We start from the raw sequence: 17,567 nt of genomic DNA on the forward strand, positions 1-17,567 counted from the left end.
AGTCAGGCGACTGCGGGTGCTGCCAGCAGCGAGAAGTTCGACAGTTCGGCGCGAAGCATGTTCATCGCCCGATGCTGGGCCACTCGTACGGCTCCGGCCGTCATTCCGAGCGCTTCACCGGTTTGCGGTGCCGTCAGGCCCCACACCACTCGCATCAGGATGATCTTGCGGTATTTCGTCGGCAGGGTGTCCATCAAAGCCTGCGCGTGACTGCGCAGTTCGCCGCCGAGAGCGAGCTGCTCCGGCCCGGCTTCGGTGGATTGCTCCTCGGGCATCTCGTCGATGGAGAACGTCTGTCGCAGAACGGATTTACGACCGGCGTCGGCAAGCTTGTGAGCGGCGATCCCATACACGAAAGCCATGAAGGGCTTGCCCATGTCGCGGTACTTGGGAATGGCGGTGACCAACGCGAGGCAGACGTCCTGCACCACATCGTCCGCGGCCACGTCGAGATTCCCGATCCGGGCGGCGCAGTAGCGCCGAACCGGTGGCTGGATCAGCACCAGCACCTGTTCGAGGGCGAGTCGATCTCCCGCAACGGCGCGAGGTACAACGTCCTCCAGCCTGTCCATGCCGACACTCATGGCCGATCTCCTCACTGGCAACGCGCGTCCTCTCCTGAACGCTCACCAGTACTTCGGTGCCGATTCCCACCCGGCTTGGTCCGATCGGCTACCACATCGAAAGAAAATGTGATTCAGGTAACACGGCGTGTCGTGGAAGCGAAGTACCGGACAACACCGTCCTCGCAGCACGTGTCACCCCACCCACGGAGCGCCCATGATCACCAGCGAGCAGACCCATCGGATCGGTCGCCGCAGTACCGTCGCGGCCGGCGACGGAACGGCGCTGGCAGTGCGTGAGTTCGGCCATCCCGATGCGCCGCTGACCGTGGTGTTCGTGCACGGGCACTGTCTACGCATGCAGTCGTGGACCGACCTGCGTCGACAAGTGGAGCGCAGCTGGGGAGACGACGTGCGGATCGTGATGTACGACCACAGGGGTCACGGTGAATCGAACGCGGCCACGCCGGACAGCTGCACCATGGACCGACTCGGAGAAGACCTGGCCGACGTCATCCGCGCGGTGATTCCGTCCGGCCCGTTCGTCGTCGTCGGGCATTCGATGGGCGGAATGACAGCGCTGTCCTACGCGCGTCAGAACCCCGAGGCGATCGGCTCACGGCTGGTCGGGGTCGGTCTGATCGCCACGTCGGCCGGTGGGATCACCGACGACGGACTCGGCAGTTGCCTCGCGCATCCCGCGGTGTCGGCATTTCGAGCCGCTGTTCGACGCGCCCCTCGGCTGATGTCGGGTGCCAAGAAACTCAGTCGCGGCGTGTGTGCACCGATAGTGAGGACGGCCGGATGCGGATCCCGCAAGGTGAGTCCCCGGGTGGTGACGCTGGCGACGGCGATGCTCGGTGAGACGTCCATCGTGACGATGGCGGGGTTCCTCGGGGCGTTCTGCGCACTCGACGAGGTGGCAGGCCTGGCCGCCCTCGCCTCGATTCCCACCCTGGTGTTGTGCGGCTCGGACGACCTGATGACCCCGATGCGACACTCGGAAACCCTTGCCGCCCATCTGCCCGACACCCGCCTCGTACGCGTCGCGCAGGCCGGGCACATGGTGATTCTCGAACGAGCACACGAGGTGGCCGAGGCCGTAGTCGAACTCGTGACGGCCGCCCGACGCGCGCATGTGGCAGACCTCGCACTGGCACGCTAGACCTGTCGACGACTGTGGCCCGCACCGGAATCCGGTGCGGGCCACAGCATGACGTGGAAAGAGAACGCTACTTCTTGACTGCGGGGGGAGCGTTGAGGAGCTGGATGAACTGACCTGCGTTACCTGCGATGGCACCGAGGCCACCGATGGCGGTACCGGCAAGGGACGCACCCGAGCCGAGAAGCAGTGCGCCGCCGACGCATCCGGCGACCGGTGCGGCACCGAAGAGCAGCAGGGCAGGTGCGGAGACGGTGCCTGCAGCGATGGCTCCGAGGAAGCATCCGGTGACCAGACCGGTTGCGGCTCCGAGGAATCCGCCGACCGACGCGGAGAGGCTGATGTTGTCCTTGACGCCGGAGACTGCGGCGGGCAGGTCGACCTGCTGCAGGCCGGGGAGGGTGGCGGAGACCGGGGTTGCGGCGGCGGGCGACGCGTCAGCGGTCAGGGTGGCGTGGTTTCCGTCGATGACGGCAGCGACGGGGTGCGAGAATCCGTCCACGGCAATGGCCAGCGGAACCGATTCCACCAGTGCGCCATTCGCGTCACGGACCACGAGGTGGTTGTCCTCGTTGCTCAGGGTGCCGGCCGTCGTGTCGACGAGGACCTGGTTGCCGGCCTGGGTGACGTTCCACCCGACGGCAGCGGCGGGAGCCGGTGCCGGATCCGCATAGGCGGTGCCCATGGCGGTCGTCATCGCTGCAATGACCAATGCGGACGTTGCCGCGAATCGAGTCAGCTTCATGTTCCTCAGTCTTTCGTCGTGTCCATCACTCGATGCGAGCAGCGAAAAACTATGGGTGGAACACGCGGGTCAGGCGAACCGAAGGTGAACGAACGGGGTCGATCCGAACAACGATGAAACGCATCGACTCAAAAGGGACAGAACGACTTTCGAAGTCCAATCCTTTCGTAAACGACTCGCGCGGGTTGTCCCTACTTACCGAAAAGACCCGGTTTGTTGCTGCCGCCGTGACTCACCCCGAAGTCGTAGGCGGACTCGGCGTGCTCGTGCTCGTCGAGTCCGTCGGCTTCGTGTTGCGCGTCGGCGCGCACTCCCATGACCGCCTTGATCGCGAACGCGATTGCGGTGGTGACGACGGCGCAGTAGGCGAACACCGCCGCGACCGCGACCGCCTGCACCCACAGCTGATGCAGCCCGCCGCCGTAGAACAGACCGTCCACGCCGGCCGGCATCTGCGCACTGGCCACGAGTCCGATCATCAACGTGCCGACGATGCCGCCCACGAGGTGCACACCGACGACGTCGAGCGAATCGTCGTACCCGAAGCGGTATTTGAGGCCGATGGCCAGGGCACACAGCGCACCCGACGCGATGCCGATCGCTGCGGCACCGACAGGAGTGACCGCCGCGCACGAGGGTGTGATGGCCACCAATCCGGCCACGACGCCCGAGGCCGCGCCGAAGGAGGTCGCATGCCCGTCCCGCAGCTTCTCGACCACGAGCCACGCCGCCATGGACATCGCTCCGGCACCCATCGTGTTCACCAGAGCCACTGCGGCGACGCCGTCGGCGGCGAGTGACGATCCCGCGTTGAACCCGAACCAGCCGAACCACAACAACCCGGCTCCGAGCATGACGGCCGGAAGGTTGTGCGGGCGCATGGGATCCCGCGGCCAGCCCCGACGTTTGCCGACCACGAGGGCGAGCACGAGCCCTGCCACTCCGGCGTTGATCTCCACCGCAGTGCCGCCGGCGAAGTCGATTGCACCGAGCCTGTTGGTGATCCACCCACCGAACTCACTCGTGAGCCCGTCGAGCGAGAACACCCAGTGCGCCACCGGGAAATAGACCAGGGTGGACCACAGCGCCGCGAACAGGACCCAGGGGACGAAGCGCATACGGTCTGCCACGGCCCCGGAGATCAACGCCACCGTCACCATCGCGAATCCGGCTTGGAATGCTGCGAACACCAGCGCCGGAACGGTTCCCACCAACGGAATCGACACTGCTCCCCCGGCCGAGGTGTACACCCCGCCCAGCAGGCCCTCGAAACCGGCGTACTGCAGTGGGTTTCCGATCCACCCACCGATCACGTTGTCGCCGAACACCATCGAGAATCCGAACGCCAACCACAGCAGCCATACGACCGCGATCGCCGACAGACTCATCATCATCATGTTCAGCACGCTCTTCGAGCGCACCATGCCGCCGTAGAAGAACGCCAGGCCGGGGGTCATCAGCAGCACCAACGCGGTACTGGCCAGCAACCACGCCGTATCGCCCGCGTCGGGCGCGCCGCTGATCACCTGCCCACGAACTTCGGCGTGCGCTTCTCGGTACGTGCCCGGCGCGCTTCCTTCATGTCCTCGCTGCTCCACGCGGCCTCGAACGCTGTGGCCTGCTCGGGCGTCGGAACATCGTGTGCTCCATCGTCGTTGAAGACGAGCTTGAGGTGTTTCAGCGCCAACGGAGCGAGCGCGGTGATCGACTGCGCCCACTGCGTCGCCGCATCGACGTCGCCCAGCTTGTTGGCCAGCCCGCAGGTGTACGCCTGATCTGCAAGCACCCGCTCCCCGCCCAGCAGAATCGTGCGTGCCACTCCCCCGCCCGCGAGCGATGCCAGCCGCCGGATGGTCCAGTTGCTCACCGCGATACCGAGCCGCGTAGACGGAATCTCGAAGAAACTGCCCGGCGCAACGACCCGCAGATCGCAGGCGATGGCCAACTGGGTGCCTGCCCCCACTGCCGGGCCGTTCACCGCCGCCACGACCGGAATCGAGACACGCTCGATTGCCGTCAGCATTTCCTCGAGGATCTGCCCGAAATGCTCGGGAAACGCATCACCGGTCAGATCCGCGCCCGCGCAGAAGCTGGTGCCCTGGCCGGTGATGACCACGACCCGCGCGCCGTCACGCTCGGCCTGTTCGACGCCGCGACGCACCGCAAGGCACAGCTCGGAGTTCAACGCGTTCCGTCGATCCGGCCGCTGCAGTTCGATGGTGACGACGTCGCCGTCACGAGAAAGTCCGATCACGACAGCAGAGGTTACCCACCAGTACGAGAATCGACAGTGCGGGGCCTGATCTACTGGTCTGCATGATCGACACTCGGGTCGCCGTCATCGGAGCGGGCCAAGCCGGACTCTCGGCCGGCTATCACCTGCATCGGGCGGGCCTGACCTCCGGTGAGGGATTCGTGATGCTGGACCGATCGCCGGGCCCGGGCGGCGCGTGGCAGTTCCGCTGGCCCTCGCTGACGCTCAGCACGGTCAATGGGGTGCACGACCTGCCCGGAATGGCGTTCGCGGACACCCTCGGTGACGAGCCGGCCGAGAGCGTCGCGGCCGCCGATGCCGTTCCCCGGTACTACCGCCAGTACGAAGAACGCTTCGAACTCCATGTACGACGCCCCGTCACGGTGACGGTCGTGTGCGATCGGGAACCTCGATTCCGGGTCGAAGCCGGCGATACCGTCGTCATGGCAGAGGGACTGATCAATGCGACCGGAACGTGGGAGAAGCCGTTCGTTCCGCACTACGACGGTGCCGAGACGTTCGCAGGCAGGCAGCTGCACACCAAGGATTACCGGACCGCCGACGAGTTCGCCGGCAAGCATGTCGTCGTGGTGGGCGGCGGCATCTCGGCGGTCCAATTGCTCGACGAGATCTCCCAGGTCACCACGACGACCTGGGTGACGCGTCGACCACCGGTGTTCCGGGACGGCGAATTCGATCAGAATGCCGGACGCAAGGCCGTCGCCATGGTCGAGGAACGGGTGCGGGCGGGCCTGCCACCCGGCTCGGTGGTCTCGGTGACCGGCCTGTTGCTGACGCCGTCGTTGGCCGCCGCACGCGAGCGCGGCGCGCTCGACCGAAAGCCCATGTTCTCGTCCATCACGGAAGATTCGGTGGTGTGGGAGGACGGGTCGAGTCAGCACGCCGATGTGATCCTGTGGGCCACCGGCTTTCGCAGCGCCCTCGACCACCTCGCTCCGCTGCGCCTGCGCGAACACGGCGGCGGAATCGTCATGGACGGCAGGCTCACCACCCGGGTCGCCGCGAACCACCGCGTCCATCTGCTCGGCTACGGGCCGTCCGCCAGCACGATCGGGGCCAATCGCGCGGGACGAGCCGCGGTGACGGAGCTGCTCGAGACGTTGGGCTGAGTCTCTACGGCGAGGAGAGCTGCTCGGTCACGAACTTCGCCAGCGCGCCCAGTCGCGCCCGGCTCGGCATGGACGTCGGAACACCCAACGCATCCAACGGTGCCGATGTCACCGGCCCGACGCAGATCGCGGCGACAGGGCCGCGAAGTGCGTCGAGGAAAGCGTCGAGCAGGCCGTTGTCCTTTGCGGTCGAGAGCAGAGATGCCACCGCGGGGGCGCTGGTGAACGTGACTGCGTCGACCCAATGCTCGATGATCTGCCCCAACAGGTCGATGAGCGGTGCCTGATCCACGGGGCGGATCCACCGATACACCGGAACCGGCCGCACGTGTGCCCCGAGTTCGCTCAGCGCGTCGTTGAGATGGATCGTCGGTTCCCACTCGGTGATCACCCCGTGCAGCTGAACCGCGATGTCCACCCCGGCAACACCTTCGGCGGCAAGATGATCGGACACTTCCTGCGAGGCCTCGGTGGCCGGGGACCACTCGTCCCGCAGCCCCGCACCACGAATGGCACCGCGCGCCTTGGGCCCCCGAGCAATGATTCGCGAATGGCTAAGGGCGGCAACGAGATCATCACGTATACCCCAGTCGGCGGCCGCGTCGAGCCAGCCCCGAAAACCGATGCCGGTGCTGATCACCACGATCTGCGGCGGTCGTTCGACGATGCCCTCGGTGGCGGACTTCAAATCCGAGTCGTCGATCAGGGGCAGAACGTGAATCGCCGCGGCGTGAACGATGTTCGCGCCGCGGCGTTCGAGCATGGTGGCCAATTCGTCTGCACGCCGCTCGGCGGTGAGGGCAACGGTCTTGCCGTCGAGCGAATCGGACATGGGTACAGACTAGGCCCCCGTAGTCAGCTGCTGAACTTGTCCGGGTCCGGGCCGGTGCGGCCGTCTGCGGAGTCCAGCGCGTTGATCTGCTGAATTTCGTCGTTGCTGAGCTCGAAACCGAACACGTCGAAGTTGCTGGCGATGCGCTTCGGAGTGACCGACTTGGGGATCACCACATTGCCGAGCTGGATGTGCCAGCGCAGGATGACCTGGGCCGGGGTGACGCCGTGAGCGTCGGCGATCTTCGCGAAAACCGGCTCGTCGAGGATGGTGCCCGAGCCGAGCGGGCTCCAGGCCTCGGTGGCGATGCCCTTCGAGGTGTGGAACGCGCGCAGCTCTTCCTGGATCAGGCGCGGATGCAGCTCGATCTGGTTGATCGACGGGGTCTCGCCGACGGCGTCGATCAGCTTCTCCAGGGTGGGGATGGTGAAGTTGGAGACACCGATGGATCCGATCCGGCCGTCCGCCTTCAGCTTCTGGAATGCCTTGAAGGTGTCGATGTACTTGTCGCGGTCGAGCTGCTGCCAGTGAATGAGGTACAGGTCGAGGTACTCGAGTCCGAGGCGATCCATGCTGGCGTCGAACGCCTTCAACGTGGAGTCGTAGCCCTGGTCGTCGTTCCACAGCTTGGTGGTGACGAACAGCTCGTCACGGGCGATGCCGGAGTCGGCGATGGCGCGGCCGGTGCCGGTTTCGTTCTCGTACACCTTGGCGGTGTCGATGCTGCGGTAACCGACCTTCAATGCCTCGGTCACTGCGGCCTGCGCACCGTCGTCGGGCACCTGCCACACACCGAACCCCAGCTGGGGAATGGACGTGCCGTCGTTGAGCACGATGGTCGGGACGGTACTGGTCTCGGCTGAATACGTCATACGAATGGCAACGGGCGGCACGGTGAATCTGTTCCCATCCCGCCAGAGATACTTGTTCGGTGACTGCCACGCTTCGTATCGATGATCTCGCCGCTTTTCACGGCGATCGAACCCTGTTCTCCGGCCTCGATCTGACGGTGGCCGAGGGTGACGTGATCGGGCTCGTCGGGGCCAACGGTGCGGGCAAATCGACCCTGTTGACGCTGCTCGCCGGGGTGGGAACCGCCGATCACGAGGGTGAGATCTACACCAGCCCGCCCGACGCCACGGTCGGCTACCTGGCTCAGGAGCCCGAGCGCATCGCCGGGGAGACGGTGCTCGACTTCCTCGGTCGGCGCACCGGGGTCACGGCAGCAGAATCGTCGATGAACGCCGCTGCCGAGGCGTTGGGCTCGAGTGACGAAGACCTCTACACCCCGGCGCTGGAGAAGTGGCTGGCACTCGGCGGCGCAGATCTGGCGGAGCGAACAGCAAAGGTGCTGGCGGACCTCGGTCTCGAGGTCGACGGGTCTGCACTCATGACGGATCTGTCGGGTGGGCAGGCCGCCCGCGCCGGGCTCGCCGCGATTCTCCTCGCTCGCTACGACATCCTGCTGCTCGACGAGCCCACCAACGACCTCGATCTGGCGGGCCTCGAACAACTCGAGCAGTTCGTCGTCGCGACTCGGGCCGCCATCGTCGTCGTCAGTCACGATCGCGAATTTCTGGCACGCACGGTGACGGGCGTCGTGGAGCTCGATCGGGCGCAGCGTCGCATCGATGTGTACGACGGCAGCTACCAGTCCTATCTGGCGGAGCGCGAGATCGCGCGCCAGCATGCCAGAGAGAAGTACGACGAGTTCGCAGACACCAAGTCCGCGTTGGAGTCTCGGGCGCAGATGCAGCGGAACTGGATGGAGTCGGGGGTGCGCAATGCGCGACGCAAGGCCACCGACAACGACAAGATCGCCCGCAAGACCCGCGCCGAATCGACCGAGAAGCAGGCCGCGAAAGCTCGTCAGACACAACGTCGCATCGAGCGCCTCGAGGTGGTGGAAGAGCCTCGCAAGGAGTGGGAGCTGCGAATGGAGATCGCGGCGGCTCCCCGGAGCGGAACCGTGGTGTCGGTGTTGGGCGGTGCTGTCGTCCGGCGATCCGGGTTCACGTTCGGACCGGTCACGACGCAAATCGACTGGGGCGATCGAATTCTGATCACCGGGCCGAACGGCTCCGGCAAGACGACGTTGCTGTCGGTTCTGCTGGGCAGGCTCAGCCCGGACGAGGGCACGGCCTCACTCGGATCCGGAGTCGCCGTCGGCGAAATCGACCAGGCACGAGCACACTTCGTCGGCGAGGGCACAGTGTCCGACGCCCTCAGTGCCGCGCTTCCCGAGTGGCCCGACGCCGACGTCCGCACCCTGCTGGCAAAGTTCGGCCTGCGCGGCGACGATGCACTGCGGCCGGCATCGTCGCTCTCGCCCGGTGAGCGAACCCGCGCAGCACTCGCGTTGTTGCAGGCCCGCGGAGTCAATCTGCTGGTGCTCGACGAGCCGACCAATCACCTCGACCTGCCTGCCATCGAACAACTCGAACGCGCGATGGAAAACTTCGAGGGCACGTTGCTGCTGGTGACACACGACCGCAGAATGCTCGACACGGTCCGCAGCACTCGCCAGTGGACCATGGCCGACGGGCAGCTGTCGGAACTGTAGGTCACAATGAAATCGGGTGCAGCTGACCGCGGTGAGCGCGGTCAACTGCACCCGATTCACGTCAGCTGAGCAGAATTTCGTTCACCTCGGCGGCGGGATACATCGGCAGACCGTGATGCGTGGCGCTGCCGAGTATCACCGTCCTCGCACTCGGCAGAACCGCATGCACAGCCGATTCGATCCGAGCGGCATTGTGCACCTTTCCTTTCCCCGCCAGGACCACGGTGGTGCGCACATCGAATCCCTCGAACGCAGCGGGCTTCGGGCGCTTCGGAACGATGGTCTTCGCCGTCGGGAAATGCGCGGCCCCGAGCGCGAGCACGTCGAGCCAGTCCGAATCCAATGCGAGTTCGTCGGTCTCCCACGCTACGAAGCGCCGCTGCCGTTTCTCGTTGGGAGTGAGCAATATCGGCAGGGCGTGCAACAGATATCGCGGACTCATGGAGCCGAAGCAGGCATTGGGATCGAGCAGCGTGAGTGCATCGACGCGACCTGGATTTTCCAGCGCATACGCCAAAGCGATCATTGCGCCGTAGGAATGTCCGCAGAGCGCCGCGGTGGGCAACTTCAGCTCATCCAGCACCGCCGACACCCAGTTCAGCAACTTCTCCACCGAGTCGATCGACTGGTCGCCGGGAACGCTGCGTCCGACGTCGCCCATGAGGTCCACCGCGTACACCCGGTAGCGCTGCGAGAGCGCCGCGACGTTGCCGAACCACACGGTCGATGTCGCACCGGCCCCCGGCAACAGCACCAGAGCCGGGCCGTCGACAGGTCCGCAGGCGTTGATTCGGGTGGTGCCGTGCACCGTGTTCACGTCGATGGCCTGGGTATCAACCGGCCACTTCCGCCGCACCCGGTCGTAGGCGGAGAAGAATCCGTCCAGCGTCATTGCGACCCTCTATTCTCTCGATGATCGAGATAGTAGACAATAGAGAGACTACTCGCAAAGCATCTCCCGAGGGATCGACACATGACCGAACCTGTCGCCGCCGTGCATCGGCTGCGAGCGCTCACCGTCGAGCTCGATCTCCTCGGCGCAGACTTCGCCCAGAAGCACTCACTTCACCCGACAGACATCCGCGCGCTGATCTGCCTGCTGGATGCGGACCGAGCCGGAACGCGTGCCACACCCGGCTGGCTCGGCGGACAGCTGGGCCTGGAATCCGCGTCGGTCACCGCCCTCGTCGATCGAATGGCCAAGCGCAAGTTGGTATCACGTGAATCCGACCCAGCCGATCGTCGGAGAGTCCTGCTCCGTGTCACCGAACACGCAGCCGAACTCGGCACGAGCTTCTTCGGCCCCGTCATCGGTCGGGCCGTCGACGAACTCGCACGCTTCACACCCGATCAGCGGGCAACGATCGACGAGTTTCTGACGACCATGCACGCGGTCGTCGCCTCCGCCCGGGAGCAGCAAGCTACGTAGACGAATCGGCTTATTCGTTATTACCTGTTGACACATCGTTGGGTTTATACAACAATTCATTGTCATGAGCCCCGTCAAGCGCGGTACCGCGCTCCCGATCTTCAACAGGGTGGGTGTTCTGCGGGCAGAACGAAAGATGAGCCGCGCGCAACTGGCCGAACTCGTCGAAGTGAATCCCCAGACGGTGGGCGCCCTCGAACGAGGCGACCACTACCCGAGCCTCGACCTCGCGATGCGCATCTGCGACGTCTTCGATCTGCCGATCGAAGCAGTGTTCTCGCGCACCGAACTCGGACCACTCTCGGCCGAACTCTTCCGAAGGGAGAAGGATCGATGACCACACCCAGCTCCGACCTCCTCACCCGCTATCAGGCGTATCGAACTCGACGATTCCTGGAGCACGACGCGAAAACCCGTCACTGGCTTCCGAACTGGCGCACCCAAGAACGTCGTCGCATTCTCGCCGTCTTCGTGATGGCGTCCTTGCTCACTTTGTTGGTGATCGCCGTGTGGTCTCTGTTCTCCCGGTGGGCACCGATCGCATGGGTCCCGGCCACCGTGATGTTTCTCGTCACGTGGACGATGTTGCAGACAGTGTCACGTCGCCACAGCGATGCACCGGTGGGCGCACTCGACGAGTGGGAAGTACAGCAGCGCAACGAAGCCCGCTCGATCGGCCTCACCGTCACTCAGGCCCTGGTGATGGTGGCAGTTCTGGTCCTGATCGTGCTGTCGGGAACGTACGACAACGAGAACCTGGCGTACGCCGGAGCGTTGTGGACGCTCGCTGCTCTGCTGGCCGGCGGATGCGCACCGGCCGTCGTTCTCGCGTGGATCACCCCCGACCCCGAACTCGAAGACACCGAAGATTTCGATCAGAAGTAACGACCGAAAGGGCACCATGAGCACCCTCACGATCGACTCCGTCTCCAAGAGGTACGGCGACAAGATCGCTCTCGACAACCTCAGCTTCGACGTCCGGCCGGGCGAGCTGTTCGGCTTCGTCGGCAGCAACGGCGCCGGCAAGACCACCACGATGCGCATCGCGCTGGGAGTTCTGTCGGCAGATTCCGGTCAGGTTCTGTTGGGCGGCAAGCCCGTCGACCTCGACGTCCGCCGCACCATCGGTTACATGCCCGAGGAGCGTGGCCTGTATCCCAAGATGAAGGTGGGCCCGCAGTTGGCCTACATGGCCGAGCTGCACGGGCTGTCGTCCAAGGACGCCAAGGCCGCGGTGATCCGCTGGACCGAACGACTCGGCATCGACCAGCGCGTCAACGACACCGTCGACGCGCTGAGCCTGGGCAACCAGCAGCGCGTGCAGTTGGCGGCCGCGCTGGTGCACGACCCCGCGGTGCTGGTTCTGGACGAGCCGTTCTCTGGACTCGACCCGATTGCCGTCGACGTCATGAGCGAGGTACTGCGCGAAAAAGCCGCTGCCGGAGTGCCGGTGGTGTTCTCGAGCCACCAGCTCGATCTGGTGCAACGGCTGTGCGACCGCGTTGGCATCATCGCCGCGGGCTCGATGAAGGCCGTCGGAACCGTCGACGAACTACGCGGATCCGGAGATTCGCAACTGCGTGTCCACGCACCGAACGCGGCGCCCGGATGGGCGTCGGGGATCGCCGGGGTGAGCACGCTCGGCCACAGTGACGGCGTCACCGTCCTGGGCTTGGCACCCGGGGCCGACGACCAGGACATCCTGCGGGCGGCACTGGCGACCGGCCCGGTACACGAATTCTCCATCCAGAAACCTTCCCTGAGCGACCTGTTCCGAGAGGCGGTAGTGGCATGAGCTCACAATTGAACTCCTTCAGCGCAGTGTCCTTGATAGCCAAGCGCGAGTTCACTGTTCAGGTGATGAAGAAGAGCTTCGTCATCAGCAACGTCATCATTCTGGCTGTCATCGTCGGCGGCATCATCGCGTTCTCGATTTTCTCCGGCAGCGGTGACGAAGAACGCGACGTCGTCGGCATCGCCGGAGACCAATCCATCGCGGCCGTGGTGGAAGCAACCGGCGACGCCGTCGGGTCTCCGGTCGAGGTCCGCGAGATCGCCGACGCGGGGGCCGCACGCAGCGGCGTCGAATCGGGAGATCTCGACGTGGCGTTGGTTCCGGACGGAACCCAGGGCGCGTACACCGCCGTCACCGAGTCCGACCTGACCGGCACGTTGCGCGCCGTCGTCGAAGGCAGTGTTGCAACGCAGGCAACTAATGCTGCACTGGCGCAACAGGGTGTCGATCAAAACGAGCTCGGGGCAGCGACGAGTGCCGCAACGGTCACGGTCGACGCGATCGATCCCCCGGATCCCGAGGCCGGTCAGCGGACTGCTCTTGCCCTGTCGGCAGTGTTCCTGCTGTATGCACAGATCATCGGCTTCGGCATGTACGTCGCGATGGGCGTCGTCGAGGAAAAGTCCTCGCGTGTAGTCGAACTGCTGCTCTCGACCGTCCGCCCCCTGCAGTTGCTGTGGGGAAAGATCCTCGGTATCGGCGCGGTCGGCATCCTGCAGCTCGCTCTGTACGGAATAGCCGGTGTGGGAGCAGGATTGGGCACGGGGGTACTCACAGTCACCGGTGCCGCGGTGAGCGTCTTCGCGGCAACGCTGGCGTGGTTCATCCTGGGGTTTGCCTTCTTCGCGGTGCTCTACGCGGCGGGCGGCTCGATGGTCTCGCGGCAGGAGGACGTCAACTCGACCACCATGCCGCTACTCATCCTGATCATGGCGATGTTCTTCGCGGCCTTCTATTCCGTCAGTGATCCGGAGAGCACCCTCGCCAACACTCTGAGCTGGATTCCTCCGTTCTCCGCGATCATGATGCCGCTGCGTATCGCGGCCGGAGTGACCTCGCCAGTGCAGATCGTCGGTTCGGCAGTCCTGATGGTCATCACCACAGCAATCCTGGCCATGGGCGCGGCGAAGATCTACCAGCGTTCCATTCTTCGGATCGGCAAGACCGTCTCGTGGAAGGAAGCGTTTGCTCGCTAGGGTTCTTCCATGAACCCACGGACGTCCGCCGCCGAGATTCTCGATTCCGTTCTCGACGGCGGATCGTTCGTGTCCTGGGACGCCACGCCGGTGGACGTCCATCCTGGGGAGTCCTATCTGAGGGATCTGGCCAAGGCTCGGGAGAAGAGCGGCGTCGACGAATCGGTGGTGACCGGCGAGGGCACCCTCGAGGGTCGACGCGTGGTTATCATCGCGTGCGAGTTCGCTTTTCTCGCCGGATCGATCGGCGTTGCCGCGGCCGAGCGCATCACCTCCGCCATCGAACGCGCCACGGCCGAGGGGCTGCCGCTCATCGCCTCCCCCACCTCCGGCGGCACGCGCATGCAGGAGGGCACACTCGCCTTCGTACAGATGGTCAAGATCGCCTCGGCCGTCACCGCGCACAAGGCGGCGCACCTGCCGTACCTGGTGTACCTCCGCAATCCGACGACGGGAGGCGTGTTCGCGTCCTGGGGATCGCTCGCTCACGTCACGGTCGCCGAACCCGGAGCCCTCATCGGGTTCCTCGGGCCCCGCGTCTATCAGGCGTTGTACGACAAGCCATTTCCCGACGGCGTCCAGACCGCCGAGAACCTCTACCAGCACGGCGTCATCGACGGTGTGGTGCCGGTTGATCACCTGCGCCACTTGTTGATCCGCGCACTCAGAGTGATCGTCGACGCCGCCGTGTGGCCCGAGGATGCCGGCGAGGAATCGGTGGAAATCCCCGAGAATTCGGCGTGGCATTCGGTGCAGTCGTCCCGCCGCGCGGATCGCCCCGGAATTCGGCAACTTATCGAACACGCTGCCAGCGAACACGTTCCACTCAGCGGCACCGGACAGGGCGAGGCCGACACCTCGATCCTGTTGTCGCTGTGCCGCATCCGTGGCGTCTCCTGCGTGCTGTTCGGCAACGATCGGAGCAGCAGCACCGCCACAGCCACAATGGGTCCAGCGGCGTTGCGCGAGGCTCGACGCGGCATGCGTCTCGCCGAGGAATTACGCATCCCGCTCGTACTGGTGATCGACACCTTCGGTGCCGCACTGTCCAAGGAAGCCGAGGAGGGCGGTCTGGCACCCGAGATAGCCCGCTCGATCTCCGACCTGGTGACCGTCGATACCCCGACGGTGTCGGTGCTGCTCGGCCAGGGCACCGGCGGAGGAGCGCTCGCCCTACTGCCGTCCGATCGCGTGCTGTGTGCCCAGAATGCCTGGCTCGCACCGCTTCCGCCCGAGGGTGCCAGTGCCATCGTGCACCGGGACACCGCTCACGCCCCGGATATGGCCGAGGCGCAAGGCATCCGCTCGGTCGACCTGCTGCGCGACGGCATCGTCGACGCGATCGTCCCCGAACTCCCCGACGCCGCCGACGAACCGGCCGCCTTTTCCGCCCGAGTCGCCGATGCCATCGTCCGGGAGCTCCGCACGTTGTCGACCGTCGACGCCGCCACCCGCACGCGATCCAGACTCGGCCGCTACCGCACGCTGGGATGAGCGGCTCCGCCGCATGTGAGCGAGGTGCCTTCGGGTCAGGCTCCGCCGTGCACCTGCGAGGTCACGAGCGCCAAGACATCACCCGCACGCAGGTCAGCGGGAAGTTCCACCGGACTGACGCAGCGTCGACCCGGGCCGTGCACATCGACCTTGACCACCGGACCCACCGAATGCCGGTTGACCACCACGGCTTGGCGCAGATCCGCGAACTCGGCGTCGACGCCCACCTCACCTGCGATCACCGAACGCACCCGGGTCACCAGAATCGAACCCCACTGCACCGGAGTGCCCTGCGCGTCGGCAAGATCCTCCAGCGCAACGCCGTCGACGGTGATGCGGCCGCAGACGCAATGCGTATCTGCAGGCCAGAGCGCTGGATCGCACCGCGAAACATAAGCGGCACCGAGGGACGGAAGCATGTCGAGAAGTGTCATGAGAAGAAGTCTCACGCCGGGCGGTGGCGTCGAACAGAGGTGTTGACGCAATCTTGACGGTTGCGCCCCGAATTTTGACGTGCGCCGGGCACGAGTGCACGCTACGACCGCCGGTCGACGGATTACCGCCGATCGTCGCCGGTAGTGCGCAACCCGACCCGCGCCGCGTACCCGGCGAACTACGCTCGCCCCATGAGTGGCGAGTATCGGCAGGCCTTCGACGACAGCGTCGACAACCGTGAGCAATTCTGGCTCGATGCCGCGGCAGGAGTCGACTGGGACACCCCACCCACCACCGCGTTCGACGGCTCGCACTGGTTTCCCGGGGCCCGACTGAACACCTGTTTCAATGCACTCGACCGACACGTCGACGCCGGGCACGGCGACCGGACCGCGTTGATCTACGACTCGGCCATGCTCGGACTCACCCGCAGCTACACCTACGCAGAGCTGCTCGATCAGGTCGCTCGTTTCGCTGGTGTACTCCGCAGCAACGGCGTCTCCCCAGGCGACCGCGTGGTGATCTACCTGCCGATGATTCCCGAGGCCGTCATCGCCATGCTCGCGTGCGCCAGGCTCGGCGCCGTGCACTCGGTGGTGTTCGGCGGCTTCGCGGCCAAGGAGCTCGCGGCGAGAATCGACGACGCGGAGCCGGTCCTGCTGATCACCGCCAGCGGCGGGTTCGAGCCGGGTCGCGTCATCGAATACCTCCCATTGGTGCAGCGGGCTCTGACGCTGACGACCGCGAAAGTCCCCGCAGTGATCGTGAAAACCCGCGAGGGAATTCCCGGCAGCCACGACTGGTTGGACTGGGACTCCCTCATCGCCGACGCCACCGCAGCCCAACCGGTTTCGGTGCAGGCGACGGATCCGCTGTACATCCTCTACACCTCGGGCACGACCGGAAAGCCCAAGGGTGTAGTGCGCGACAACGGCGGTCATGCCGTCGCGTTGACGTGGTCGATGCGCAACATCTACGACGTGAGTGCCGGTCAGGTGATGTGGACGGCGTCCGACGTCGGCTGGGTCGTCGGGCACTCGTACATCGTCTACGGGCCGCTGTTCGCAGGTGCCACAACGGTTCTCTACGAGGGCAAGCCCGTCGGAACTCCCGATGCGGGCGCATTCTGGCGGGTGATCCAGGATCACGCCGTCCGCGCGTTGTTCACCGCGCCGACGGCATTGCGTGCCATCCGCAAGGTCGATCCACATGCGGCCGAGCTCGAGAAGTACGACACCTCGTCGCTCGAGACCCTGTTCGTCGCAGGTGAGCGCCTCGATCCCGATACGTACGAGTGGATTTCACGAACCCTGGACCGCCCCGTGGTCGACCACTGGTGGCAGACCGAAACCGGCTGGGCGATCTGCGCCAATCTTCGCGGTCTCGAACCACTTCCGATCAAATCGGGCTCGCCGACGGTACCGGTGCCCGGATTCCAGGTCGGCATACTAGACGCCTCGGGCAACCCGGTCGAGGCCGGCACCGAGGGCAACATCGTTGTGAAGCTGCCGTTGCCGCCCGGCGCACTCGTGGGACTGTGGAACGACGAATCACGCTTCCAGCGTTCGTATCTGGACACCTTCCCCGGCTACTACCTCACCGGCGATTCCGGATACATCGACGCCGACGGCTACGTCTACGTCCTCGGCCGCAGCGACGACGTCATCAACGTGGCCGGGCACCGCCTCTCGACCGGGTCGATGGAGGCGGTACTGGCCGGTCACCCGGCGGTTGCCGAGTGCGCCGTCATCGGTATTCACGACGACCTCAAGGGCCAGCGCCCCAGCGGCTACGTGGTGCTCAAGGCCGGGGAGACCATAACCGAAGAACAGCTGCGTACCGAACTGGTGGCCATGGTGCGCGATCAGATCGGCGCACTCGCGACGTTCCGGGACGTGACGATCGTCGGGGCGTTGCCGAAGACCCGCTCGGGCAAGATCCTGCGGAAGACAATGCGGCAGATCGTTGC

General features: G+C 65.5%; 18 protein-coding genes. 10 read left to right on the top strand and 8 right to left on the bottom strand.

Annotation, left to right across the window (positions count from 1 at the left end; translation table 11 throughout):
- Window positions 1–2: 2 nt before the first annotated feature.
- Entirely contained in the window at window positions 3–584 is a 582-nt protein-coding gene (gene shbA / locus CH251_RS11990; protein ID WP_094613454.1) for an RNA polymerase sigma factor ShbA, read from the bottom strand.
- 196 nt (window positions 585–780) lie between these two features.
- Here shbA and CH251_RS11995 point away from each other — a divergent pair, with 196 nt between their 5' ends.
- Window positions 781–1,728, top strand: coding sequence for an alpha/beta fold hydrolase (locus CH251_RS11995; protein WP_094613455.1), 948 nt, complete (start codon window positions 781–783; stop codon window positions 1,726–1,728).
- A gap of 67 nt (window positions 1,729–1,795) precedes the next feature.
- Here CH251_RS11995 and CH251_RS12000 read toward each other — a convergent pair whose 3' ends face one another.
- The 3 genes from CH251_RS12000 to CH251_RS12010 form a co-directional block, all read right to left on the bottom strand.
- Window positions 1,796–2,470, bottom strand: a complete 675-nt coding sequence (locus CH251_RS12000; RefSeq protein ID WP_094613456.1) for a hypothetical protein — start codon at window positions 2,468–2,470, stop codon at window positions 1,796–1,798.
- Between the two features lie 191 nt (window positions 2,471–2,661).
- Window positions 2,662–3,996: an ammonium transporter gene (locus CH251_RS12005; RefSeq protein ID WP_094613457.1), complete on the bottom strand. Its 1,335-nt coding sequence runs from the start codon at window positions 3,994–3,996 to the stop codon at window positions 2,662–2,664.
- The gene (locus CH251_RS12010; RefSeq protein WP_094613458.1) at window positions 3,993–4,724 is read right to left on the bottom strand and encodes an enoyl-CoA hydratase; all 732 of its coding nucleotides are present in this window, start codon (window positions 4,722–4,724) and stop codon (window positions 3,993–3,995) included. Before CH251_RS12010 ends, CH251_RS12005 begins: the two co-directional genes overlap by 4 nt.
- A 62-nt stretch (window positions 4,725–4,786) precedes the next feature.
- On the opposite strand from CH251_RS12010, the gene CH251_RS12015 reads away from it, so the two are divergent.
- Window positions 4,787–5,854, top strand: coding sequence for an NAD(P)-binding domain-containing protein (locus CH251_RS12015; RefSeq protein ID WP_094613459.1), 1,068 nt, complete (start codon window positions 4,787–4,789; stop codon window positions 5,852–5,854).
- 4 nt (window positions 5,855–5,858) lie between these two features.
- On the opposite strand, the gene CH251_RS12020 is transcribed toward CH251_RS12015, so the two are convergent.
- A complete protein-coding gene (locus tag CH251_RS12020; RefSeq protein ID WP_094613460.1) occupies window positions 5,859–6,686 on the bottom strand; it encodes a uroporphyrinogen-III synthase in 828 nt (275 codons plus the stop codon).
- 23 nt (window positions 6,687–6,709) lie between these two features.
- Window positions 6,710–7,558, bottom strand: coding sequence for an aldo/keto reductase (locus tag CH251_RS12025; RefSeq protein ID WP_094613474.1), 849 nt, complete (start codon window positions 7,556–7,558; stop codon window positions 6,710–6,712).
- A 59-nt stretch (window positions 7,559–7,617) separates the two neighbouring features.
- Between CH251_RS12025 and CH251_RS12030 the strand changes: the two genes are divergently transcribed.
- Window positions 7,618–9,249 carry an ABC-F family ATP-binding cassette domain-containing protein gene (locus CH251_RS12030; RefSeq protein WP_094613461.1) on the top strand — a complete coding sequence of 544 codons (1,632 nt, stop codon included), beginning with the start codon at window positions 7,618–7,620 and terminating at the stop codon, window positions 9,247–9,249.
- Between the two features lie 61 nt (window positions 9,250–9,310).
- Here the strand turns inward: CH251_RS12030 and CH251_RS12035 are convergent, their stop codons facing one another.
- Complete coding sequence (locus tag CH251_RS12035; protein WP_094613462.1) at window positions 9,311–10,141, bottom strand: alpha/beta fold hydrolase; 831 nt, start codon at window positions 10,139–10,141, stop codon at window positions 9,311–9,313.
- Between the two features lie 81 nt (window positions 10,142–10,222).
- On the opposite strand from CH251_RS12035, the gene CH251_RS12040 reads away from it, so the two are divergent.
- From CH251_RS12040 to CH251_RS12065, 6 genes are all read left to right on the top strand, one after another.
- Window positions 10,223–10,678, top strand: a complete 456-nt coding sequence (locus CH251_RS12040) for a MarR family winged helix-turn-helix transcriptional regulator (RefSeq protein WP_094613463.1) — start codon at window positions 10,223–10,225, stop codon at window positions 10,676–10,678.
- 64 nt (window positions 10,679–10,742) lie between these two features.
- Window positions 10,743–11,015 carry a helix-turn-helix transcriptional regulator gene (locus CH251_RS12045; RefSeq protein ID WP_032372936.1) on the top strand — a complete coding sequence of 91 codons (273 nt, stop codon included), beginning with the start codon at window positions 10,743–10,745 and terminating at the stop codon, window positions 11,013–11,015.
- Window positions 11,012–11,563 (top strand): hypothetical protein, encoded by a 552-nt coding sequence (locus CH251_RS12050; RefSeq protein ID WP_094613464.1) that lies wholly within the window; start codon window positions 11,012–11,014, stop codon window positions 11,561–11,563. Before CH251_RS12045 ends, CH251_RS12050 begins: the two co-directional genes overlap by 4 nt.
- Before the next feature lie 16 nt (window positions 11,564–11,579).
- Window positions 11,580–12,473 (top strand): ABC transporter ATP-binding protein, encoded by an 894-nt coding sequence (locus CH251_RS12055; protein ID WP_094613465.1) that lies wholly within the window; start codon window positions 11,580–11,582, stop codon window positions 12,471–12,473.
- Window positions 12,470–13,669 carry an ABC transporter permease gene (locus tag CH251_RS12060; protein WP_094613466.1) on the top strand — a complete coding sequence of 400 codons (1,200 nt, stop codon included), beginning with the start codon at window positions 12,470–12,472 and terminating at the stop codon, window positions 13,667–13,669. Before CH251_RS12055 ends, CH251_RS12060 begins: the two co-directional genes overlap by 4 nt.
- Window positions 13,670–13,678: 9 nt before the next feature.
- Window positions 13,679–15,163, top strand: coding sequence for a carboxyl transferase domain-containing protein (locus CH251_RS12065; RefSeq protein WP_094613467.1), 1,485 nt, complete (start codon window positions 13,679–13,681; stop codon window positions 15,161–15,163).
- Between the two features lie 35 nt (window positions 15,164–15,198).
- Here the strand turns inward: CH251_RS12065 and CH251_RS27475 are convergent, their stop codons facing one another.
- On the bottom strand, window positions 15,199–15,597 hold the full coding sequence (locus tag CH251_RS27475) for a hypothetical protein (protein WP_179273515.1): 399 nt from the start codon (window positions 15,595–15,597) through the stop codon (window positions 15,199–15,201).
- Window positions 15,598–15,789: 192 nt separating this feature from the next.
- Between CH251_RS27475 and CH251_RS12075 the strand changes: the two genes are divergently transcribed.
- Window positions 15,790–17,567, top strand: a 1,778-nt coding sequence (locus CH251_RS12075) for an AMP-binding protein (protein ID WP_094613475.1), incomplete at its 3' end; no start/stop codon positions are given.

Origin of the sequence: Rhodococcus sp. 06-462-5, assembly GCF_002258315.1 — a bacterium.
Taxonomy (GTDB): domain Bacteria; phylum Actinomycetota; class Actinomycetes; order Mycobacteriales; family Mycobacteriaceae; genus Rhodococcoides.